The following is a 20,221-nucleotide window of genomic DNA, read 5'->3' as shown; positions in this document are numbered from 1 at the left end:
TTTGGCTCCCCCGGTGTCACTGACATTTGTAGAGTACGGAAGCCTGTCGAAGAGTAGACAAGCTTCATGCGGGCGAAAACCGGAACACGTGGCGGTCCTGACGTACTGCGAAATTCGGTGATGCGCGCAGACTGCCAAGTGGTGTCAGTATCCGACAGCAGCAACTCCGTACTGCGCCTGCGCACTGGTATACCCGTCGATGCTCACCAACTGATCGATAAGTCCGCTGCGGGAAAAGGAGGTGACGCTGAGGTACTGCTTCGCCGCTTTCGCGGCTTGTTGATTCCAGTCGACAGAGAGGCTGTTTACCGCGTATGAGGCATCTTCCGTTGAATAGCCGTCAATGCTTACGAGCTGGTCGATGAGTCCGGTTCGCGAGAATGGGGCGACATTGAGATACTGCTGCGCTGCGCGTAGAGCGTTTTGCTGGCCCATCGGACTCTGAGGTAGCTGACCTACCGGACTGGCGGGCACTTCATATCCCATGGGTGCTGCCTGCGCCTCGCCCTCGGAGACACCGCCGAGTACCAGAAGAACGCTGCTCACAGCAACTGTATGGGTCAGGACATTTTTGACTGTTCGTCATCGGGACATGGTTGACGTGCAACCTGGGCCTGCGACGGTCTCGCGGTGGTCAATCCAGAGGTTCCTGAATCGGATTCCGACGTTGCGGCACGTGTCACGGTCGAGATCCGTCTACGCGCTGTCAGCGAGGTCAATGACGGCGCACCTGTCAGCGAGGTCGCCGAACGCTACGGCGTCACCCGGCAGACGGTCACGGCGTGGCGCAAGCGCTACGTGACCGGAGGTCTAGACGCCCTGGCCGATCAGTCGCGTCGCCCGCATTCCAGCCCCGGCCGTATCGCTGCTGATGTCGAAGCGTTGATCTGCGAGATGCGCCGCCACCACCGACGCTGGGGCGCCCGTCGAATCGCCTACGAACTGACACTCGAAATTGGTGGCCAGGCTCCGTCTCGCTCCACGACCCACCGCGTACTTGTGCGCAACGGTTTAGGGAATAGCCAAGAGCAACAACATAAACGAGTCTACAAACGATGGGCACGGGAAGCGCCAATGCACCTGTGGCAACTCGATATCGTTGGCGGGGTGTTCCTGGCCAACGGGCGCGAACACAAGATGCTCACCGCCATCGACGATCATTCCCGCTTCGTTGTCGCCGCCACGGTGTTGCCGGTCCCGTCAGGTCCTGCGGTGTGCGATGCGTTCCTGGCCGCGATGGCCTGCTGGGGTGTGCCGTTTGAGGTGCTCACCGACAACGGCAAACAGTTCACTGGCAAGTTCACCCGGCCGCTACCGGTGGAGGTCCTCTTCGAGCGGATCTGCCGCGAGAACGGCATCACCGCCCGACTGACCAAACGCCGATCCCCGACCACGACCGGCAAGGTGGAGCGGTTCCATCGAACCTTGCGACGCGAACTGCTCGACGAGACAGGGGCATTCGAGTCTATGCAGGCCGCCCAGGCAGCGATCGACGAATGGGTACACGCCTACAACACGGTGCGCCCTCACCAATCGCTGGACATGGCCACCCCGGCGAGCCTGTTCCGCAGCCGAGCCACCGAACCTGTTGCGCACCCTGGTGCCGACACCGCCGCCCTCGACGACGAGCCCACCGCTTCCCTTCCGCTGAGGTCAGCCTCGAACAACGGCAGTGGGACCCAGCCCATCGAAATGGAAGCTCGCGTACCACCGTCGGGGGTGGTCGTGATCGCGGGCTTACAACAGCTCTGGGTGGGCAAGAACTACGCCGGATTAACGGTGACATTGTGGATCCACCTGTCTAGCATCCACATCCTGCTCGCCAATGAGGTCATCAAGACCGTGCCGTCGCGAGTGACGAACGCCGATCTCGAACGCCTCTCGCAGCGTGGAGTCCGGACCGGGCGCCCTGACCCTGCAGGCCAAGCACCGAGCACCCGCGGGACCGCTGCAGGATCGAGACCGATCGAGATAGAGCGCACCGCCAGCCGCGACGGCATCGTCGTTGTCGGAGGCCACCAACTCGCACTCGGCGCGGGCATCGCCGGAACCAGGGTCACATTGCGACTCGACGTCGGCCTCATCCACGCCACGGCCGGCAACATGCTGCTGAAGACTCTGCCGAACCCGTTACCGTTCAACGAGATTGAGCTGATGAAGGATGCCCGACCCGCGACGTCGGCACTGCCGCCACCGCCACCAGCAGGACCCCAGAGCGTGCAGCGGCGAGTTCCCAAAGACGGCGTCGTGATGGTTGCCGGCCAGCGACTGCGAGTCGGACGAACACACGCCGGAACCATTGTCACCATCGTGATCGAAGACCATCACTTCCGCGTGCTCGACGGCATCAAAGAGCTCTCACTACACGCGCGGACATCCACCACACCCATCCGCAACTTCAACGCTCACCGCCCCCGGAAACGGTAACCATGTCCCGACAACGATGCGTCACCCATGTCCTGAGACCACACAGGTCAGTGTTAAGCGGCATCGGTTGGAATCGCGTCAACGACACGCTCGGCCCCGTGCTGCGTGACACGGACGGACGCGTCTTTACGATGGATACATTGCCGGAGATGTTGACCGTCTCACCGTTTCCGCAACTGCGCGGCCTGTTGTCTCACTCAGACTGACGTAAGCGTCTGCTCGAACCCCGTAGTCATCGGCGAGTGCCGAGGGCTTACTTGACCTAGGAGAACGCCGCACTATCCGTGGCGCAATCAAAGCTCGAATATCATTGCGGCGGTGGCTTTCCGAGTCCGTTCAATGCGGTGGCGACACGGCTGAGGCCGGTCGCGTTGTCGGCGTCGATGTTCATCCCGAAAGTGTTGTCGGCGTTGTACATGGCTTGCGCCGAGGAAACTATGGCGTTGCCAGTTCCGGCCAACCTGGTGATCGTGGACTCCATCTCGCGCTTCAGCGAGTCCGCCAAAGCGACCAATTTAGGCCCAGTGACGAAGCCCGGATTCCCGCTGGCCGCAGGTTGCGCCGAGTCGAACAGCGGAACCAGCGCGGCGCGTGCCGTGGCTGCCTCGGTCTCGATGGTGCTTCCAGCGTTCTTGACCTCGGTGGGTGCGATTTGAACGAAGTCACCGCTCACTTGTAAATCCTCTCGGCATCAACCAACCAGATATTGGCACGGCAACGTGTCTCCGGTCGAGTCGTTCACGAAGATGAGCAGCACGACAAGCCAAAGTCCCAATATCAAGACGACTGCGATGACAACTGCGGCAATGACTTTGGTCCACCATCGATGACGACCGATCAGTACAAGTATTAGGCCGATGAGTAAGAAAACCATCGCGATGACGACGAGGCTGAAGCCTGCCTGCCCGAGCATGTCCGTGTCGGGGTGCGACGGCAGTGGTGGCATGCAGTTTCGTCGCAAGACCTCGCGTTCCCACACGTGATTGCGCCACGAACCAATACCCAACGGCACTGCGGCAACGCAGAACAAGATTGCAGATACGACGAACAACCACCGAGACTTCCGGACCCATAGCGTGCCGATGAGGGTCATCACCGGGTCCCCTGCGGCCGAACTATCGTCACACTCTGGTTTCCTTGCTCCTGTAGCCGCATCGGCATCCGGTCCTGAAGACTGTAGTCAACAGCGCCGGGCGTGTGCTGGGTGTAAAGCACGTCACCATTAGGCAGTACAGCGGACACTATCGCCGCGTGATGACTTAGCTCACCTTGGTGAAAAGCGCAGTCAGCGTAGTTAAAGTAAGCGACGTCCCCCGGACGAGCAGCCGACTCAGGTACCGCCGACCCACCAGTATTGAGAAGGAAAAGCCGTTGTTCGTCAGCGTTGTACCAGGACTTGGTGTAGCGAACCGAATCCGCATCCGTACCATGTAGTTCGGGAACCCACGGCGGCACTGCGGGGACATCGGGCACCGAATCGAGCCAGTCGCGCTTTGCCCATTGACCTTCCCTCTCAGGCAATCCGCCACGGCGCAGCGACACCATGACGTTAAAAAGCACCGGGAACGAACCACAGTTTTTCTTCGTGGAGAACCAGAAGCTGTTCGATGGCGACGGCAAGCAGTTCGCGGCCGACTCGATGGCGGCAATCGAGTTGAACAGCGGCGCGAACGGAGAGAGCACGTCGATGCTGGTCAACATGAATCCCGGATTCACAATCACCGCCCAGGTGCCCTTCGACGTCCCCCCGGGCACCAAGGCCACTGTTATCGAACTTCACGATTCGGCGTTCAGCGGCGGGGTAAAGGTCAAACTCAGCTGAGCAGGATTTATTCGAGTTTCCGCGCTCGGCGCGGGTTTGGGTTGGTCGACGTGGATGTAGCCGCAGTGCCCGGCGGCAAATAAGAGCAGGTGATTTGCATGCTCTCATCTTTGGGGTCACCGAGTTCTTAGAGCAGCGTGGTGGCGATGTGACGGATGGTATGTATCCACTTGGCCGAGGCCTGCCGCCGCGAGCACAGTACGTCTTTCAGGGCGTCGTCGATCTTCGACAGCGACACCCAACCCGGTTTGCGCATCGGAACCATCGGGAGTCGCCAGCGGTCGACCGACGCAGTAACGCATTCCTGCCGCATCTTCTTTGGCAATGTAAGCGATAAATACGGAGTGCAGATCTTGGGCAATACGGTCCGGCTCGCTTTGTCGAAAGCGATCATGCACCGGACGACGGCAAGCGGGGAAGGCGCTCTCAATCAGCGGGTCCGGGGTTCGAAACCCTGACGGCGCACCACCACAAGCGTGTTTGTCTACCGGCTTACCCAACGCCCGGCAGCACCAACTCCGGCTCGACCGGAACCCTGCCCGCAGTCATCACCCAGCGAAGGCTCCCAACCAGGACGTGCCCGGACATGCGCGTCACGGTGGATTCCAGCACCGGGGCGTACGGCAACCACAACGGGCGCCGCGCCCACGTCGGCAGCATCGCGACCGCCACCGCGGCCAGCACGCCGTACACCGGTCGGGCCGGCAGGGCCAGCGGTGGAGTCAGCAGCAAAAAGCGCGCGGCATCCCGGGCCGCTGGCGTGGCGCGCAATTCGGGTCGGTAAGCCTCAATGCGCTCATGCAACTCGCGTTCGGTCTCCGGCGGCGTCGGCACGCCCAGTGCCCTTGCCACCACGGCCATATCGGCGACGTACCCGTCCCGGCCGGATTGGTCGAGCGGCGCTGCGCCATACAGTTGATGGGCGAGCAGGAAGCTATCCACCTCGGCGATGTGCACCCACTCCAGTAGGTGCGGGTCCGACGCGTGATACGGCCGTCCATCAACGGTGACACCACGCACGTAAGTGTGGATGCGCCGGACCTGGTCGACGGCATGCTGGGCGTCGGCAGCGCAACCGAACGTCGTCGTCGCCAGGAAGGTGCTGGTGCGCTGCAACCGCCCCCAGGGGTCACCTCGATAGTCGGAGTGGTCGGCAACGCCGGCCATTGCCAGCGGATGCAGCGACTGCAGTAGCAGGGCCCGCAACCCGCCGACGAACATCGACGCGTCCGCGTGGACGCGCCGGATGGGCCGGTCCTCGCCGAACCACCGTTCGCCCGGGGTGTGGTGGATGCGCTCACGGTTGGTCGGCCCCTGCGGTCCGGCCACCATGGCGAACAATCTGCTTTCCAGGTCGCGCCTGACCGCGCTGACCGCTGACGACAGAGTCATCTCTTCACCGTACGAGCTGACTGTTGGGCGGCGCTCTTGAAGATGATGTCGACGGCGGCTTCGATGATCTCGTCGTTGGGCACTGTGCCGTACATCAGCGACGGGCACGCGACGACCCCGGTGAGCATCGACACGGCAGCGTCCAGCGCCGCTCCGGAGAAAACCTCTCCGAGCATGGCGTACATCTGGTGCTGGCCGTCGGTGTTGACCTTGTCCCGGACCCGCCTCATCTGCTCCTCAGAGGCCCATTGCGCCATGCTGGCGAGCACCCGGTCGAGCCGCAGTTCGAGAATCCCGGAACGAAATACCTTGAGTTCCTCGACGACATCCGCGCGCAGGTCACCGGTGCGTTCGTGATGGGGCATCTCGCCGAGCGATTCGATCGCCGTGATGATCAGGTCGATGCGGGTGGGCCAGTGGGTGTACACGGTGGTCTTGGAGTAGCCGGCGATCTCGGCGACCCGCGCATGGGTGATCGCCTCGGACCCGTCCCCGGTGAGAATTTTCAGGGTGGCACGGGCGACGTCCGCGCGGGTGCGGGCCACCCGCGCGTCTTCAACGCCGGACTCGTCGTTAGCCGAGACGGGGGTCATATTCGCCGCGCCACCTAGTTTGCATCGGCCCTTCCTTTGCGGGCGCCGCCAGAGAGAACTCGTTCGGCCCAGAAGTCTACTGGGCGGCTCGTCGACCCTCTGTAAGTCCGACTCAGTAGTGAACCCATCTATCAGTAGACACTTTTCTGTTCACTATTGTACGTTTAGATCAGTATTGAACGGGTGATCCATCACACTGACATCCACGCAATGGAGGGAAACCCATGTCAGCTGTCTTGTTCGGGTCCATCAGCACTCTCGCCGACACGTCGGAATTACAGCGGCAAGCCTTCAACGAGGCGTTTGCAGCCTCCGGACTCGACTGGGAGTGGTCACGCGAGGACTACATCTCGATGTTGGCTTCCAACGGTGGGGCACAACGGATTCAGGATTACGCAGAGTCCCGCGGTGAGGACGTCGACGCCGCGGCGGTACACGCGCGCAAGTCCGGCATTTTCCAACGGCTTCTCGGCGACTCGACTGTGCCGCTGCGTCCCGGTGTGGCTGCCGTCGTTGCCGAGGCCAAGGAACACCATCACAAACTTGGCTTCATCACCACCACCTCACCGGACAACGTCGCCGCGCTGTTGACAGCTCTACAGCCGCAGATCAGTGCGGACACTTTCGATCTCATCGTGGACAAGGAGTCCGTGACAGCACCGAAACCCGATGCCGCGGCGTACGAATTCGCCCTCGAACGACTCGGCGAGCACGCTGACAGCGTGGTGGCGATTGAAGACAACGTCGGAGGAGTCGCCGCCGCGACTGCCGCCGGCATCACCTGCGTCGCCTTCCCGAACCGGAACACCAGCGGTGGCGACTTCAGCGCCGCCACGGAGACCGTCGAATCTCTGGACGCCGCAGCCGTTCTCGGCCTGGTGACCCGCTGAGTCCAGCCCTGACCTATCCGAGGAACACGCAATGAGCAATCTTCAGGCCCGAGTGACCACGAGTGACAGGGCGTTTCACGTCGAAGGGTACGAAAAGATCGAGTACGACCTGCTATACGTCGACGGCGTCTTCGGCCGCGACAACACACTGCTGGCGGACAGTTACCGTCCGTACGGCCGGACGCTGATGGTGATCGACGAGACCGTGTATCAGCTCTACGCCGACTCGATACACGACTACTTCGAGCAGCACGAGATCGAGCTGACCGTGGTCCCGGTCCAGATTCGGGAGACGGCCAAGTCACTGGAGACTTACGAGCGGATTGTGAGCGAGTTCAATGCTTTCGGGCTGGTCCGCACCGAACCTGTGCTCGTCGTGGGCGGCGGATTGACCACCGACGTGGCGGGGTTCGCCTGCGCGAGTTACCGGCGCAACACCCCGTACATCCGGATTCCAACCACCCTGATCGGCCTGATCGACGCGAGCGTGTCCATCAAGGTCGCGGTGAATCACGGCAAACACAAGAACCGCTTGGGTGCCTACCACGCTTCGCAGCAGGTCCTGTTGGACTTCTCGTTTTTGAAGACGCTTCCTGAGGATCAGGTGCGCAACGGGATGGCCGAACTGATCAAGATCGCCGTCGTCGGCAACGCCGAGATCTTCGAACTGCTCGAAGCGCACGGCGCCGATCTCCTGCGCACGAGATTCGGCCATCTGCACGGCAACTCGGAGTTGCGTTCCGTGGGTGACCATCTCACCTACCTCGCGATCGCCACCATGCTCGACCTGGAAGCGCCCAACCTGCACGAGATCGACTTGGATCGGGTGATTGCGTTCGGGCACACGTGGAGTCCGACACTGGAGCTCACCCCGCCCATCCCGTTCTTCCACGGTCACGCGATCAACATCGACATGGCGTTGTCAACCACGCTGGCCGAGCAGCGGGGTTATCTCTCAGTCGCCGACCGCGATCGCGTGCTGGGGGTGATGAGCGCACTGGGACTGGCTTTGGACAGTGAACATTTGACCGAACAACTGCTTGCCGAGGCGACGGCAGCCATCCTTCGAACCCGCGACGGCCTGCTTCGTGCGGCGGTACCCGACCCGCTAGGTCGATGCACGTTCCTCAACGATGTCAGTGCCACCGAACTGGCCGATACGTTGTTGCTGCACAAGAAGATCTGCCTGGAATTTCCCCGCGCTGGTGACGGCGTAAATGTCTTCTCCGCACCGGAGGTGGTGGGGCAGTGACGGCAACGTTGGAGATCGAGCGGCCGGCAGCGGTTCGCGAGCCGGCACGCAGGGACGCCAACGTCGGCCGAACTGTTGCCACGTTGCTCGCCCTGTTGGTCACGCTGCCGATCGACCTCGCCGTGGTAGCGCTGACACTGCTGAGCCGGCGGCGGCCACCCCAAACGCCGGTCGCCCCGCAAGCCCGTCGCACCATCTTGCTCAACGGCGGCAAAATGACCAAGGCCCTGCAGTTGGCCAGGTCCTTTCACCTGGCCGGGCACCGGGTGATCCTGGTCGAATCTGCCAAGTACCGCCTGACCGGACACCGGTTCTCCCGCGCCGTCGACGAGTTCTACTGCGTGCCCGAGCCGACGGCTCCCGACTACGCCTCGGCACTGCTGCGTATCGCCCAGTATGAGAACGTCGACGTATTCGTCCCGGTGTCCAGCCCGGCGGGCAGCGTCCCCGATGCCTGGGTGGGAGCACTGCTCGACGGCACCTGCAACACTCTTCATGTCGATCCCGGAACGGTTCGACTGCTCGATGACAAGGCCGAATTCGCGGCTGCTGCAGCATCACTGGGCCTTCGCGTACCCGACTCCCACCGGATCACCAGCGCTGCGCAGGTCGCGGACTTCGAATTTCCACCCGACCGCGACTACATCCTGAAGCGAATTGCCTACGACCCGGTAGGCCGCATCAACCTCGCCCGCCTGTCGGCCCGCACACCTGAGCGCAACGCCGCCTTGGCGCGGTCCCTCCCGATCTCGGCGGACGACCCCTGGATCTTGCAGGAGTTCGTCGACGGGCGCGAATACTGCACCCACGGCACCGTGCACGACGGCTGGCTGCAAGTCTACGGGTGCTGCGAATCCTCGGCGGCCCAACTGAACTACCGGCATGTGGACAAGCCCGAAATACAGTACTGGGTAGAGACATTCGTGGGGAGTCTCGGCCTGACCGGGCAGGTGGCCTTCGACTTCATCGAAGGTCGGGACGGGCACACCTACGCCATCGAGTGCAATCCACGGACCCATTCCGCGATCACCATGTTCCACGATCACCCGGCATTGGCCGCCGCCTATCTCGACGACGAACACCCGCTGATCACGCCGGACCGCGGTGCTCGCCCCACCTACTGGATCTACCACGAGTTCTGGCGTCTACTCACCCAACCCGGACGGTGCCGCAGACTCCGGACCATGCTGGGCGGTAAGGACGCGATCTTCACCCGGTGGGATCCGTTGCCGTACCTCATGGTGCACCACCTGCAGATTCCGGCACTGCTGTGGGACAACCTGCGCAGCCGAAAAGGCTGGAGCCGCATCGATTTCAATATCGGCAAGCTCGTCGAGGACGGCGGCGACTGAATGGCCGTCTCAGCACGCGTGTCGGTGTTGCACCTCGTCGGGTCGGCCCTTGACGACTTCCATGCCGAGTTGTCCTGCCTGTATGCGCGCGCTTGTCTGGGTGCGCTCGCCGATCCGGACCGCTACGACATGCATGTGGCGTACGTGTCACCGGGTGGGACGTGGCGATTCCCGAAAGACCTCAGCACCGAAGCACTGAAATCAGCTGCGCCGATGACGGTATGGGATGCAGTCGAGCACCTGCGCTGCCTGAAGGTGGATGTCGCCGTGCCGCAGATGTTCTGCATCTGCGGGATGACCTCCTACCGCCGCCTGCTGGGTGTGCTGGGCATCCCGTACATCGGCAACCGACCGGAAGTGATGGCGGTTGCTGCCGACAAAACCATGGCACGCGACATCGTGGCCGCGGCAGGCGTCGCTGTCCCGGCGGGCCAGGTGGTGCGAGATGGTGATCGTCGATTGAGGCTGCGGCCGCCGGTCGTCGTCAAGCCGGTGAACGCAGACAACTCGGTGGGCGTATCGCTGGTGCGCAGGCCGATGGATCTTGGCGCGGCGATCGACGCGGCGCTCGGGCACAGCGCAGCCGCCCTCGTCGAGTCTTATATCGAGCTGGGACGAGAAGTACGGTGCGGCATCGTCGTTCGCCGCGGCAAGCTCGTGTGCCTGCCGCTGGAAGAGTACGCCGTGGACGCCACGACCAAACCGATCCGGCACCGCGATGACAAACTGCGCCGCACCAACGCCGGCGAACTGTACCTCGCCGCAAAGGAACCCAGCCGGGCCTGGATCGTCGCCCGCGATGATCCGATCACCGAGGTCGTATGGGAGGCAGCCCGGCAGTGCCACCGGGCTTTGGGCTGTCGCCACTACAGCCTGTTCGACTTTCGCATCGACCCCACCGGTAAGCCCTGGTTCCTCGAAGCCGGTCCGTATTGCTCGTTCGCCCCGTCCAGCGTAATTGCGGTGATGGCTGCAGCATCAGGGGTGGACGTCACCGAACTGTTCGCCGACCAGCTTCGCGAACTCGGCCTCGAAGGGGGGCCATGCTCGCGCACACCGCACTGACGCCGCTGGGGGCGCGGGTGCCCGACATGCGGGTCGACGGTTTGGGTGGCCGCGACGTTCGCCAGCTCCGCCGGTTGCTGGCCCGGCACGGGGTGCTCGTCCTCCCCGGGCAGGTCATCGGTGACGCGGCTTTCCTGCGGTTCTTGCGCAGCTTCGGTGAGACCGTGTTCACGGTCGGCGAGACTCCGGTGCCGGGATTCCCAGACCTGAATATCGTGAGCAATGTGGGTCGCAGCAGGCCGCCACGCTCGACGTTTCACACCGACACCAGCTACGTGCGAAATCCCCCGTCCTACACCGCCTTACGGGCGGTGCGCGTGCCGGAACACGGTGGGCACACCTTGTTCACCGATCAGTACGCGGCGTACGCGACGCTGCCACCGGAGGTGCGCCACCGACTCACCGGGTGCACCATCACCCACGTCGTGACGGGTCTGGAGCCAGGCCCGGAGCAAGAGACGCAGGCGAAGCATCCGGTATTCCTGCGGCACCCGCTGTCCGGGCGGACCGCGCTGTATCTCTCGGCGCCGCAGCGCTGCGCCGCGGTCAGTGGGATGTCGCCGCGGCAGGGAGCCGAAACGGTCGACTTCCTGTTCCGCCACTCGACGCGGGACGACAACGTCTACCGCCACGAGTGGTCACAAGGCGACGTCGTGATGTGGGACAACCGATGTGTACTGCACCGTGCCGATCACCGCGGAGTGGTCGGCGGCCGCGTGATGCATCGTGGCATGGTCGTCGATCGGGAGCCGTTGACCGTCGAGCGATCGGATTGGTGACATGGAAGAAACCGAAATACTCGTCATCGGCGCTGGTTTGGCCGGTTTGCGCTGTGCCGATGTGCTCGCCGCGGCCGGTCGCGAGGTGCTGGTCTGGGAAGCGTCGGACGCCATCGGCGGTCGCATCCGGACCGATGTCATCAACGGGTTCCGTTGTGACCGAGGCTTTCAGGTCCTCAACCCCGCCTACCCCGAGTTGCGTCACACCGTGGATTTGGCGCAGCTGCGTCTGCAACCTTTCGGGGCCGGCGTGATCGCGCGCCGCGATGAGGGCTCCGCGGTCTGGGTACACCCGATCCGTGACCCGAAGCGGGTGTTGACAATGCTGTCCTCAGGTGGGGTAAGGGCACGCGATGTGATCGCGCTGGCGCGGTGGGCGTCCCCAGCGCTACGACCGAAAAAGCTGACGGCACCGCAGCATTGGGATGTCAATGTGAGCGAAGCGCTGGATCGGGCCGGTGTGAGCGGCGACGTGCGCCGGGTGGTGGATCGTTTTCTGGCCGGGGTGTTGCTCGAAGAGTCCGGGGCCAGTTCGAATGCGTTCACGCTGTTGTTGGCCCGCATGTTCGCGTTGGGCTTGCCGGCGTTGCCGGCCGACGGTATGCAGGCTTTGCCAAGTCAGCTCGCCGATCGACTCGGCAAACGAATTGCGCTGCAGCACCGGGCTATTCGGGTGGTGTCGGACACCCACGGGTCTCACGTCCAGGGCGACGCGGGCAGCGTCCGCGCCCAGCACGTGGTAGTCGCCACCGACGCTGTCGCGGCAACGCCCCTGACCGGCGAAGCGGCACCCCAGATGCACGGGGTGGTGACCGATTGGTGGGCGAGCGACCAGTCGGTACCGGGTCCCCCGATGCTGCGGGTGGATGCCCGCCGAGGGCGCGGACCGGTGCTGAACACGGCGGTGATCAGTGCCGCCGCACCGACTTACGCGCCACCGGGTCAGCACCTGATCGCGGCCTCTGCGTTGGTGCGCGATGGCACCGTCCCCGACGAACATACGATGCGTCAACATGCCGCAGACATCCTGCAGACCGACCATCGCGATTGGGTGCCGGTGACCCGGCACGTCATTCCTGGCGCACTGCCTGCACAGCACCCGCCGCTGCGGGTGCGGCGGCCGATCCGCACTCCGGCAGGGACGTGGCTATGCGGCGATCACCGTGATACCGCTTCGATTCAGGGTGCGCTGGTCAGCGGTCGTCGCACCGGCGAGGCGATTCTGCAGGCCATCGGGGCCAACACCGGCTGACCGCTGCCACCTTCGCGGTGTGCGCGGGGGTTACTTCGACTCGCAGGCGAAGCCGTCGTTATCGCGGTCCAACGGGGGCCGGTAGGCGGGATCGCCCCTCGGGATGTTGTAGCGGCCACCGGCGGCAGCCCCTCGCAGTTGGCATACGGCGCATCGGGCTGCGCAGCAGGTGCGATAGCCGTCCCGTAACCCAGGACACCAACAGTTGCGGCCACCGCAGCACCGAGCATACGAACTGTCGTCTCAACACCCTCCCTGTGTTGATTGGCGAGATTACGACACCGCGACCGACGGCGGGCGGAAGTCGAGAAAGTGCGAACTCCCCGCGAACGGGTTTGGGGCGGGTCCACCTCCGAACTGACCGCGCTTCAGCCGGCGGGACTCACAATCCGCCGAGCGGCCTCCACCACGTCGGCCCGTCGGGCCGCAATCACTTCGGAATCGACCGTTCGCGCATCGGGGTGCGGCGACTGCGCCCAGGCCAGGCCCACCCCGAACAACAGCACCAGCAATTCCATCGGCTGCCAGCATGCGTCCACGTAGCCGGCGGCTTGGGCTGCTTCGATGGCGCGGATGTGACGGGCCGGCATGGAGTCCCACTCGTCGGCGGGGGGCGGGTCGAGCGCCAGCCCTTCCAGGTTCGCCCAGGTGATCATGCGCAGATGCTCGGGCCGCTGACAAGCCAAATCGTAGATTTCGCCGACGAATTCGGGCACCGCCTCCGGATTCAGCGTGGTGGCGGCGAAGAATTCCTCGCTGTCGGCGGCGACCACGCTGCGAAACAACGTTTCCTTGTCCCGGAAGTGCGCGTACAGCCGCTCCTTACTGGCGGTCGCCGCTCGGGCGATCCGGTCGATGCGGGCGCCGGCCAGGCCGTACTGGGCGAACTCGGAGCGCGCGGCACCGAGAATCGTGTCGCGAAGCTCGGACCGGGTGCGCACGATCCGATGATATCCCATACGAACTAGTTCGTTCGGTATAGTGGTCGGCATGACACCCTTCCCCCCGCCGCGAACAAAAGACGTCGACAGCCGGCCGATCGACATCGATGCGGTGATGAACCATCCGCGCCGCGTAGAGATTCTGCGTGGTGCATTGGAGCGCGTGCACGACGGCATCGCACCGGTGATCGACGCGACCCGGCCGTACGTGAGTGGTTTGAACACGTTGCCGGCCGACGGTCGATTCCTGTTGGTGGGCAATCATACTCAGTTCATCGGTGGCGAGGTGTTGCTGATTCCGCACTTCGTGCGACGCGCGATCGGCACCCGGGTCCGGCCGCTGGCCGACCGCCGTTTCGCCCAGCAGCCCGGGTTCGGCCACGACGTGATGACCGCCTACGGCGGAGTGGTCGGCGACCCGGAGACCGCACGGGAACTGATGCGCCACAACGAGACCATCCTGGTGTTCCCCGGCGGCGGACGCGAGATCGCCAAATTCAAAGGCGAGGAATACCAACTGAATTGGCGTGGCCGGGCCGGCTTCGCCCGCATCGCGGTAGAGAACGACTATCCGATCGTTCCGGTCGGGTTGGTCGGCGGTGACGACGTCTACAAGAGCCTGGTCACCCGCGACAGCCTGTTGGGTCGGCTCAGCCGGGCGGTCAGCACCAGGATGTCCGGCGATGCCGATATGGCGATGCCGCTGCTGCGCGGCGTTGGGCCCACCTTCATCCCTCGTCCGCAACGGATGTATCTGCAATTCGGTGAGCCGATCTGCACGACGAAACCAGCGCGCATGTCTACCGAGAAGTGGGTTGAGTCGGTGCGGGCGGACACCCAGCAGTCCCTGGAAGCGATACTGGACCGGCTGTTGGAGATCCGTACCGGTGACCCGTTCCGGGAGCTGAACCCGCTGGCGTGGACACGGGCAGCCACGGCGGCCTGAAGCGACTACTCAGCGGCGTCGAACTCGACCGGAAGCGCTGCCGGACCGGTGATTCCGACGATCGGCTGCCACGTAACCGGTCCGTAGCGACGAAGATTGCGCATCCGGGCGGCCATCACCCGCAGCGCCTCGGCGAGTTCGCGCCGGGCGAGGTTCGAGCAGTCACCGCCAGGTTGGGCTGCTCGGCGAGGAGCTGCCACTGCCCGGGATGGTCGCAGAAGACCTCCACCGTCGCGGCCAGTTGGTTGCGGGTGGTGTCGGTGCCCGCCATCAGAATGCCGGTCGCGAGCATCCGCAGCTCCTCGATGCTCAGCCGGTCGCCGTCGTCCTCGGCGCGGATCGAGTCCGAAATCAGGTCATCGGTCAGTGAGTGGCGCCGGTCAGCCACCATGGCATCGATGTAGGCGTCGAGTTCGGCCCAGGCGGTCAGGATGTCGCGTTCGTACTCTCTGACATTCCAGGTGAACAGCTTGAAGAAGTCGTCGGCCCAGGCCGAGAATCGGCGCCAGTCGTCGCGGGGGGCGCCCAGTACGCGCTGATGACCGGTACCGGATAGGGCCGGGCGACATCCGAGACGATCTCGCTGCGGCCCGCGGCCATCAGAGGGTCGGTCAGTTCGGTGATGATGTCGGTGATGACGGTGTCCAGGCGGGCTACCGAGCGAGGAGTGAAGGCCTGGGGTGGATCGGGCGAGATGCAACGCGTAGACGACTACTCTATTTTCGGTTGTCGCTACGCGACAGGATCATCGGGCAGCCCGCGATCCTGACAGCGCTCGTCGCGCAGCGAGATCCAGCCCGTAGCCGATCAACCCGATGACCACGATCACCGCAACCACTTGTCCGTACGCCAGTTGATCGCGCGCGTTGAGGATCTGATAGCCCAGACCCGAACGCACGCCCAGCATTTCGGCTGGCACCAACACGACCCAGGCGATGCCCAGGGCCACGCGCAGACCGGTCTGCAGATGGTCGCGGATGGCGGGCAGCACCACCACGGTGAGTTGTTCGGCCCGGGTGGCACCGAACGATCTGGCCACCTGCAGGTACCCGGGATCGATGGCGTGCACGCCGGCGGCGGTGTTGATCAGGATGGGCCACACCGACGCCGCAGCGATCAGGAAGATCACCGGCTCGTTGCCGATTCCGAACAGTGCCACCGAGATCGGGGCCCACGAAAGCGGTGAGATCATGCGCAGGAACTGCACCACGGGTCGGGTCGCGCGATCGGCCGTGTCGTTCAGCCCGATCAGCAGCCCGGTGGGCATGCCGATGACCGCGCCCACCAGTAACCCGACCAGCAGCCGCCACAGGCTGACACCGGTGTCGGGCAGCAACACTCCGCGGTGGTACAGATCGACCAGCGATGTGGCGACTCGTAACGGTGTCGTCTCACGCAGCAGCGACTGCGCGGGCGCCAGGACGGCGGTCGCCAACCACCACAACCCGATCGCCGTCCCGATCGCCAGCGTGGGCGGCCACCAGCGCCGGACGAGTGCACCTGACGGGGAATCTACGGGTGCCGAGAGGGTCGCTGTATCCAGAGTCATCGCGGTTGCACCTGTTCAGTTCGACTGAAATCGGAAGGGAGGCCGAAGGATTCGAGCCCACCGCGGGCGCCCAGCGCACCACGCACGAAGGAGTCGTCGACCAACTCCGAATGCACGGTCGCGGGATCCAGTCGGTCGAGGAACCCGCGATCGCCGTCCACGACGGTGTCGTGCATGGCTTCGACCAGGCGGCGGGTGAAGCTGGGAAATGGAAAGGGTTGATATCCCAGCCGCTGTGGTTGCCAGTCGGGGTGGACGATCCGATAGTCCTGCGCGCGGTAGTTGAGCGCGGTCTTGATCGCCGGCAGGGGCTGCGGCAGGTACGCGCCGTTCGACAACGCCGCTGCTGCTGCAGCCCGGTCCGCGTTAATGCGTTGCTGTGCAGCGACAATCGAATCCACCAAGGCGGCGGCCGCCTGCGGCCGGTGTTCGATCAGGTCGTCGTGCGCGAGCACCACACAGCAGGCATGGTCACGCCACACGTCGCCGAGGAACGCATGGATGCGGCCGATCTTGCGGACCTGGGCCATGGCGTTGAACGGATCTGCCACCACGTAGCCGCTGATCGAGCGGTTGGCCAACGCCGGCACCATGTCCGACGGGCTCATCACGATCAGTTCGACCGTGCGGGCGGTGCGTGAGGCGCTGCGGCGCACCACCGGCACCAGGTTATGCGCGCGCAGCAGTTGCTGAAGAATGATGTTGTGGATCGACCACCAAAACGGTATTGCCACTTGAGTTCCGGCCAACTGGCCGTAGTCGGTGATGTGCGGCGCTACGGTGAGTGCTGATCCGTTGGTGTGGTTCCAGCTCAACACCCGCACCGGACTACGCAGGAGGAATCGCAACTGGATCGCCGTCGGCATCAGCATGTGCACGGCGTCGACCTGGCGGGTGACGAACGCCTCGGCCAGGGAGGCCCAACTGCGAAACAACACCGGCTTGGCCGCGCTCACCACACCCGGCTGGTAGAGACCGGCGGCGTGCGCGATCAACAGCGGCGCCGCGTCGGTGATCGGCAGGTAGCCCACCCGCAGTTGTCCGCTGGTGTTCGTCCGGTCGACACTGGCGGCGTGCGCCAGATCAGCAATGCCGCCCACTCCGGCCGCCGCTGCCAGGGCCGCCGCGCCGGTCATCACGGACCGCCGCGAAATCAGACCCGTCACTGCTGTACCAGGCGGTAGTGGTCGAGGATCTCCTCGCGCAGCTGCTGGCCGCCCGGTTGCCATTCGCGGCGGATCCGACCGTCGGGACCGAGCAGCACCACTCGGCTGGCCAGCAGCAGAGCCTCGTCGACATCGTGGGTGACCAGAACGACGGTGACGCCCAACTCGGCGGCCAGCGTGCTCAGCCACCGCTGCAGGTCGGCCCGGATGGCCGGGTCCAGTGCGCTGAACGGTTCGTCGAGCAGCAACAATCGGGGCCGGGTAGCGACCGCCCGGATGATCGCCACCCGTTGCGCCTGCCCGCCGGACAGCTGGTCGGGATAGCGGTCGGCGACCCGCTCCAGATCGAAGCGACGCAACAAGTCCTCGGCGTAATCCCGGTTGAACGACGCCTGCTGGGCGGCGAACCGCCCGGCGATCAGCACGTTCTCCCCCGCGGTCAGCCACGGCAGCAGCAGCGCCTGCTGGAACACCACGCCGGCGTGCGGCCGCGTGGAGCCGGTGGACCATTCGACGGTTCCCGACGAGAGCTGTTCCAGCCCGGCAATCACCCGCAACAGAGTGGACTTGCCACTGCCGCTGCGGCCCAGGATCGCCAGGAAATCGCCGTGCTCGACGGTCAGGTCGATGTCGGCCAGCGCGTGGCTGCCGGCGTCAAAGCGCTTGTGGCCACCGACTATTCGTACAGTGGCAGCTCCCACGTTCGCGTTCCTTTCGACGACTGTGCCGTCGGCAGGGCACGGCACAGGCAGCACGCTGCCATTGCGGCGCGGGCATTGCTCCTGCACGTCGCCGCGGCGACGGTGGACAGCTGGCGCGCAGCTACGCCGGCAGCGAGCGGAAGCAGCGCGGTTGTGATCCCGAATGATGTTCCAGCACAGTGCATTCAGGCGTCTCAGTCCGAGATCGGTGGCGCGGCGTCCGCAACTCCGGCGCCCAGATGGGATCGTGCTGATCGCAACCGGTGCAAAAACGTCCCGCTGAGTCGACACGCACTACCCCAGTCCCGCCACACCCGGTAGTTTTTCCTCACCGAGAATCGGCCGCTGTCGAAGGAGTCGCTATGGGGTTCATCCAGCCCAACCTCCCCGTCGTCGACGCGGAGTGGAGCAAGCGGACTCGTTCCGAGCGGGTGATCCCGATGATGCGCCACATCGCTGAGAACGGCTTCGGCACTCCCCTGGTGATGCATGTTATGTACGGCGTCAAGATCGTGCTCTACGTCCTGGGCATCTGGGTGTGCGCGTGGTCCACAGCGGGCATCGGCGATTTCACCGACGTCTCCGCCTGGTGGACCGAACCCATCGTGTTCCAGAAGGCCGTGTTGTTCACCATGCTCTTCGAAGTCGTCGGGCTCGGTTGCTGCTTCGGACCGCTGGCCGGACGGTACTTCCCACCGATCGGCTCGATCCTGTACTGGCTGCGGCCCGGCACGATCCGGTTGCCCCCGTGGCCCGCCCGGGTGCCGCTGACCAAGGGCCACAACAGAACTCCGCTCGACGCGGTACTCTACGGCGCACTGCTCACGCTGCTCGTCACGGCGCTGGTGTCTGACGGGAGTGGGCCGATCCCGGCCCTGCACACCGCGATCGGAGTGTTGCCGCGGTGGCAGAGTGTCGCGATCCTGACGCTGCTGGCCGTTCTCGGCCTGCGGGACAAGGTGATCTTCCTGGCCGCGCGCGGCGAGGTCTACGCGCCGCTGGCGCTGGCGTTCCTGTTCTCCGGTGCCGATAGCGTGGTCGCCGCGAAGCTGGTCTGCCTGGTGATCTGGATGGGCGCGGCCACGTCCAAGCTGACCCGGCACTTCCCGTTCGTGATCTCGACCATGCTGGCCAACAATCCGTTCATCCCGTCGGGCGTCCTTAAGACGTCGTTGTTCAAGCACTACCCGGACGATCTGCGGCCCGGTGCGTGGTCGGGATTCATCGCGCACTTCTCGACCGCGATCGAAGGGCTGGTGCCGCTGGCGCTGCTCTTCTCACACGGCGGCTGGCCGACGACCGTCGCTGCGTTCGTGATGATCGTGTTCCACCTGAACATCCTGCTGGCCTTTCCGATGGGAGTGCCACTGGAGTGGAACGTGTTCATGATCTTCAGCGTGCTGTGGCTGTTCGTGGCGCACGCGCCGGTCGGACTTGCCAGTGTCATCAACCCGCTGCCGGTCGCCGTGCTGTTCGTGGTCCTCGTCGGCACCGTCATCGTCGGAAACCTGTTCCCGCACAAGGTGTCTTTCCTGCCCGGCATGCGGTACTACGCCGGCAACTGGGACACCACCGTGTGGTGCGTGAAGCCGTCGGCCGACGAGAAGATCCGCATCGGCGCCCGCGCGCTGGGACCGATGCAGCATTTGCAACTCGAGCGGCTGTACAAAAGCAAGGAGGACACCCTGGTCCCCATCCATCTTGCCTACGCCTTCCGCGGGATGAACACCCACGGGCGCGCGTTGTTCACCCTGGTCCACCGGGCGCTGGCCGGCTACGACGAGCAGGACTACAACCTGTGTGAAGGCGAGATGTTGTGCGCGGTGGCGGTTGGCTGGAACTTCGGCGACGGGCACATGCACAACGAGTGCCTCATCGAGGCACTGCAGCAGCGGTGCGAATTCGCCCCCGGTGAGGTTCGGGTGGTGATCCTCGACGCGCAGCCGATCCACATTCAGCGTCAGGAGTACCGGCTGGTCGACGCGGCGACGGGTGAATTCGAGCGCGGTTACGTCAACGTCGACGACATGGTCACCACGCAACCTTGGAACGACGATCTCCCGGTACACGTCACCAGCAGCACCGGGCTGAACG

The 20,221-nt window shown here is 64.4% G+C and carries 22 protein-coding genes and 1 pseudogene; 10 read left to right on the top strand and 13 right to left on the bottom strand.

Annotation, left to right across the window (positions count from 1 at the left end; translation table 11 throughout):
• Window positions 1–144: 144 nt before the first annotated feature.
• Window positions 145–546, bottom strand: coding sequence for an Ltp family lipoprotein (locus AC5Y6Y_RS21780; RefSeq protein ID WP_463829084.1), 402 nt, complete (start codon window positions 544–546; stop codon window positions 145–147).
• Window positions 547–630: 84 nt separating this feature from the next.
• Here AC5Y6Y_RS21780 and AC5Y6Y_RS21775 point away from each other — a divergent pair, with 84 nt between their 5' ends.
• On the top strand, window positions 631–2,427 hold the full coding sequence (locus tag AC5Y6Y_RS21775) for an IS481 family transposase (RefSeq protein ID WP_499930282.1): 1,797 nt from the start codon (window positions 631–633) through the stop codon (window positions 2,425–2,427).
• 307 nt (window positions 2,428–2,734) lie between these two features.
• Here AC5Y6Y_RS21775 and AC5Y6Y_RS21770 read toward each other — a convergent pair whose 3' ends face one another.
• The 3 genes from AC5Y6Y_RS21770 to AC5Y6Y_RS21760 are packed head-to-tail and all read right to left on the bottom strand — an operon-like array spanning window position 2,735 to window position 4,125.
• Entirely contained in the window at window positions 2,735–3,100 is a 366-nt protein-coding gene (locus tag AC5Y6Y_RS21770; RefSeq protein ID WP_499925815.1) for a hypothetical protein, read from the bottom strand.
• Between the two features lie 18 nt (window positions 3,101–3,118).
• Window positions 3,119–3,520 (bottom strand): hypothetical protein, encoded by a 402-nt coding sequence (locus tag AC5Y6Y_RS21765; protein WP_499925813.1) that lies wholly within the window; start codon window positions 3,518–3,520, stop codon window positions 3,119–3,121.
• Window positions 3,520–4,125 carry a hypothetical protein gene (locus tag AC5Y6Y_RS21760; RefSeq protein ID WP_499930315.1) on the bottom strand — a complete coding sequence of 202 codons (606 nt, stop codon included), beginning with the start codon at window positions 4,123–4,125 and terminating at the stop codon, window positions 3,520–3,522. The genes AC5Y6Y_RS21765 and AC5Y6Y_RS21760 overlap by 1 nt, the downstream gene beginning before the upstream one ends.
• Here AC5Y6Y_RS21760 and AC5Y6Y_RS21755 point away from each other — a divergent pair.
• Window positions 4,013–4,249 carry a DUF4352 domain-containing protein gene (locus tag AC5Y6Y_RS21755; protein ID WP_499925811.1) on the top strand — a complete coding sequence of 79 codons (237 nt, stop codon included), beginning with the start codon at window positions 4,013–4,015 and terminating at the stop codon, window positions 4,247–4,249. The genes AC5Y6Y_RS21760 and AC5Y6Y_RS21755 overlap by 113 nt on opposite strands.
• Before the next feature lie 127 nt (window positions 4,250–4,376).
• On the opposite strand, the gene AC5Y6Y_RS21750 is transcribed toward AC5Y6Y_RS21755, so the two are convergent.
• From AC5Y6Y_RS21750 to AC5Y6Y_RS21740, 3 genes are all read right to left on the bottom strand, one after another.
• Window positions 4,377–4,643, bottom strand: a complete 267-nt coding sequence (locus AC5Y6Y_RS21750; protein ID WP_499925809.1) for a hypothetical protein — start codon at window positions 4,641–4,643, stop codon at window positions 4,377–4,379.
• Window positions 4,644–4,741: 98 nt separating this feature from the next.
• Entirely contained in the window at window positions 4,742–5,641 is a 900-nt protein-coding gene (locus tag AC5Y6Y_RS21745) for an oxygenase MpaB family protein (RefSeq protein ID WP_499925807.1), read from the bottom strand.
• Window positions 5,638–6,234, bottom strand: coding sequence for a TetR/AcrR family transcriptional regulator (locus AC5Y6Y_RS21740; RefSeq protein ID WP_499925805.1), 597 nt, complete (start codon window positions 6,232–6,234; stop codon window positions 5,638–5,640). The genes AC5Y6Y_RS21745 and AC5Y6Y_RS21740 overlap by 4 nt, the downstream gene beginning before the upstream one ends.
• A gap of 224 nt (window positions 6,235–6,458) precedes the next feature.
• Here AC5Y6Y_RS21740 and AC5Y6Y_RS21735 point away from each other — a divergent pair, with 224 nt between their 5' ends.
• The 6 genes from AC5Y6Y_RS21735 to AC5Y6Y_RS21710 are packed head-to-tail and all read left to right on the top strand — an operon-like array spanning window position 6,459 to window position 12,824.
• The gene (locus AC5Y6Y_RS21735) at window positions 6,459–7,124 is read left to right on the top strand and encodes an HAD-IA family hydrolase (protein ID WP_499930281.1); all 666 of its coding nucleotides are present in this window, start codon (window positions 6,459–6,461) and stop codon (window positions 7,122–7,124) included.
• A gap of 31 nt (window positions 7,125–7,155) precedes the next feature.
• Complete coding sequence (locus tag AC5Y6Y_RS21730) at window positions 7,156–8,376, top strand: sedoheptulose 7-phosphate cyclase (protein WP_499930280.1); 1,221 nt, start codon at window positions 7,156–7,158, stop codon at window positions 8,374–8,376.
• Window positions 8,373–9,728 (top strand): ATP-grasp domain-containing protein, encoded by a 1,356-nt coding sequence (locus AC5Y6Y_RS21725; RefSeq protein WP_499925799.1) that lies wholly within the window; start codon window positions 8,373–8,375, stop codon window positions 9,726–9,728. Before AC5Y6Y_RS21730 ends, AC5Y6Y_RS21725 begins: the two co-directional genes overlap by 4 nt.
• Window positions 9,729–10,793, top strand: a complete 1,065-nt coding sequence (locus AC5Y6Y_RS21720) for a D-alanine--D-alanine ligase family protein (RefSeq protein WP_499930279.1) — start codon at window positions 9,729–9,731, stop codon at window positions 10,791–10,793.
• Window positions 10,772–11,572, top strand: a complete 801-nt coding sequence (locus tag AC5Y6Y_RS21715; RefSeq protein ID WP_499930278.1) for a TauD/TfdA dioxygenase family protein — start codon at window positions 10,772–10,774, stop codon at window positions 11,570–11,572. The genes AC5Y6Y_RS21720 and AC5Y6Y_RS21715 overlap by 22 nt, the downstream gene beginning before the upstream one ends.
• A gap of 1 nt (window position 11,573) precedes the next feature.
• On the top strand, window positions 11,574–12,824 hold the full coding sequence (locus AC5Y6Y_RS21710) for a flavin monoamine oxidase family protein (protein WP_499930277.1): 1,251 nt from the start codon (window positions 11,574–11,576) through the stop codon (window positions 12,822–12,824).
• A 30-nt stretch (window positions 12,825–12,854) separates the two neighbouring features.
• Here the strand turns inward: AC5Y6Y_RS21710 and AC5Y6Y_RS21705 are convergent, their stop codons facing one another.
• Both AC5Y6Y_RS21705 and AC5Y6Y_RS21700 read right to left on the bottom strand, forming a co-directional pair.
• Entirely contained in the window at window positions 12,855–12,929 is a 75-nt protein-coding gene (locus AC5Y6Y_RS21705) for an excalibur calcium-binding domain-containing protein (protein WP_499930311.1), read from the bottom strand.
• A gap of 263 nt (window positions 12,930–13,192) precedes the next feature.
• The gene (locus AC5Y6Y_RS21700) at window positions 13,193–13,765 is read right to left on the bottom strand and encodes a TetR/AcrR family transcriptional regulator (protein WP_499930276.1); all 573 of its coding nucleotides are present in this window, start codon (window positions 13,763–13,765) and stop codon (window positions 13,193–13,195) included.
• Window positions 13,766–13,814: 49 nt separating this feature from the next.
• Here AC5Y6Y_RS21700 and AC5Y6Y_RS21695 point away from each other — a divergent pair, with 49 nt between their 5' ends.
• Window positions 13,815–14,711, top strand: a complete 897-nt coding sequence (locus AC5Y6Y_RS21695) for a lysophospholipid acyltransferase family protein (protein ID WP_499930275.1) — start codon at window positions 13,815–13,817, stop codon at window positions 14,709–14,711.
• Window positions 14,712–14,716: 5 nt separating this feature from the next.
• On the opposite strand, the pseudogene AC5Y6Y_RS21690 reads toward AC5Y6Y_RS21695, so the two are convergent.
• From AC5Y6Y_RS21690 to AC5Y6Y_RS21675, 4 genes and pseudogenes are all read right to left on the bottom strand, one after another.
• Window positions 14,717–15,389, bottom strand: a pseudogene (locus tag AC5Y6Y_RS21690) (cytochrome P450); the annotation flags it as partial.
• 67 nt (window positions 15,390–15,456) lie between these two features.
• Entirely contained in the window at window positions 15,457–16,260 is an 804-nt protein-coding gene (locus tag AC5Y6Y_RS21685; RefSeq protein WP_463826453.1) for an ABC transporter permease, read from the bottom strand.
• Window positions 16,257–17,426, bottom strand: coding sequence for an ABC transporter substrate-binding protein (locus tag AC5Y6Y_RS21680; RefSeq protein WP_499930274.1), 1,170 nt, complete (start codon window positions 17,424–17,426; stop codon window positions 16,257–16,259). The genes AC5Y6Y_RS21685 and AC5Y6Y_RS21680 overlap by 4 nt, the downstream gene beginning before the upstream one ends.
• The gene (locus AC5Y6Y_RS21675; RefSeq protein ID WP_499930273.1) at window positions 17,423–18,127 is read right to left on the bottom strand and encodes an ABC transporter ATP-binding protein; all 705 of its coding nucleotides are present in this window, start codon (window positions 18,125–18,127) and stop codon (window positions 17,423–17,425) included. Before AC5Y6Y_RS21675 ends, AC5Y6Y_RS21680 begins: the two co-directional genes overlap by 4 nt.
• A 362-nt stretch (window positions 18,128–18,489) precedes the next feature.
• Here AC5Y6Y_RS21675 and AC5Y6Y_RS21670 point away from each other — a divergent pair.
• The coding region (locus AC5Y6Y_RS21670) for a DUF3556 domain-containing protein (RefSeq protein WP_499930272.1) at window positions 18,490–20,221 on the top strand (1,732 nt) is incomplete at its 3' end.

This window comes from Mycobacterium sp. NGS24 (assembly GCF_059813065.1).
Note: the sequence above shows the minus strand (reverse complement) of the source record. Positions and strands in the feature narration are given on the sequence as shown.

Excerpts from the sequence above, each read along its gene's own strand:
- AC5Y6Y_RS21730 (WP_499930280.1), top strand. The coding sequence starts at position 7,156 with ATGAGCAATCTTCAGGCCCGAGTGACCACGAGTGACAGGGCGTTTCAC.
- AC5Y6Y_RS21740 (WP_499925805.1), bottom strand. The coding sequence starts at position 6,234 with ATGACCCCCGTCTCGGCTAACGACGAGTCCGGCGTTGAAGACGCGCGG.
- AC5Y6Y_RS21685 (WP_463826453.1), bottom strand. The coding sequence starts at position 16,260 with ATGACTCTGGATACAGCGACCCTCTCGGCACCCGTAGATTCCCCGTCA.
- AC5Y6Y_RS21765 (WP_499925813.1), bottom strand. The coding sequence starts at position 3,520 with ATGACCCTCATCGGCACGCTATGGGTCCGGAAGTCTCGGTGGTTGTTC.
- AC5Y6Y_RS21735 (WP_499930281.1), top strand. The coding sequence starts at position 6,459 with ATGTCAGCTGTCTTGTTCGGGTCCATCAGCACTCTCGCCGACACGTCG.
- AC5Y6Y_RS21750 (WP_499925809.1), bottom strand. The coding sequence starts at position 4,643 with ATGATCGCTTTCGACAAAGCGAGCCGGACCGTATTGCCCAAGATCTGC.
- AC5Y6Y_RS21745 (WP_499925807.1), bottom strand. The coding sequence starts at position 5,641 with ATGACTCTGTCGTCAGCGGTCAGCGCGGTCAGGCGCGACCTGGAAAGC.
- AC5Y6Y_RS21715 (WP_499930278.1), top strand. The coding sequence starts at position 10,772 with ATGCTCGCGCACACCGCACTGACGCCGCTGGGGGCGCGGGTGCCCGAC.
- AC5Y6Y_RS21720 (WP_499930279.1), top strand. The coding sequence starts at position 9,729 with ATGGCCGTCTCAGCACGCGTGTCGGTGTTGCACCTCGTCGGGTCGGCC.
- AC5Y6Y_RS21710 (WP_499930277.1), top strand. The coding sequence starts at position 11,574 with ATGGAAGAAACCGAAATACTCGTCATCGGCGCTGGTTTGGCCGGTTTG.
- AC5Y6Y_RS21695 (WP_499930275.1), top strand. The coding sequence starts at position 13,815 with ATGACACCCTTCCCCCCGCCGCGAACAAAAGACGTCGACAGCCGGCCG.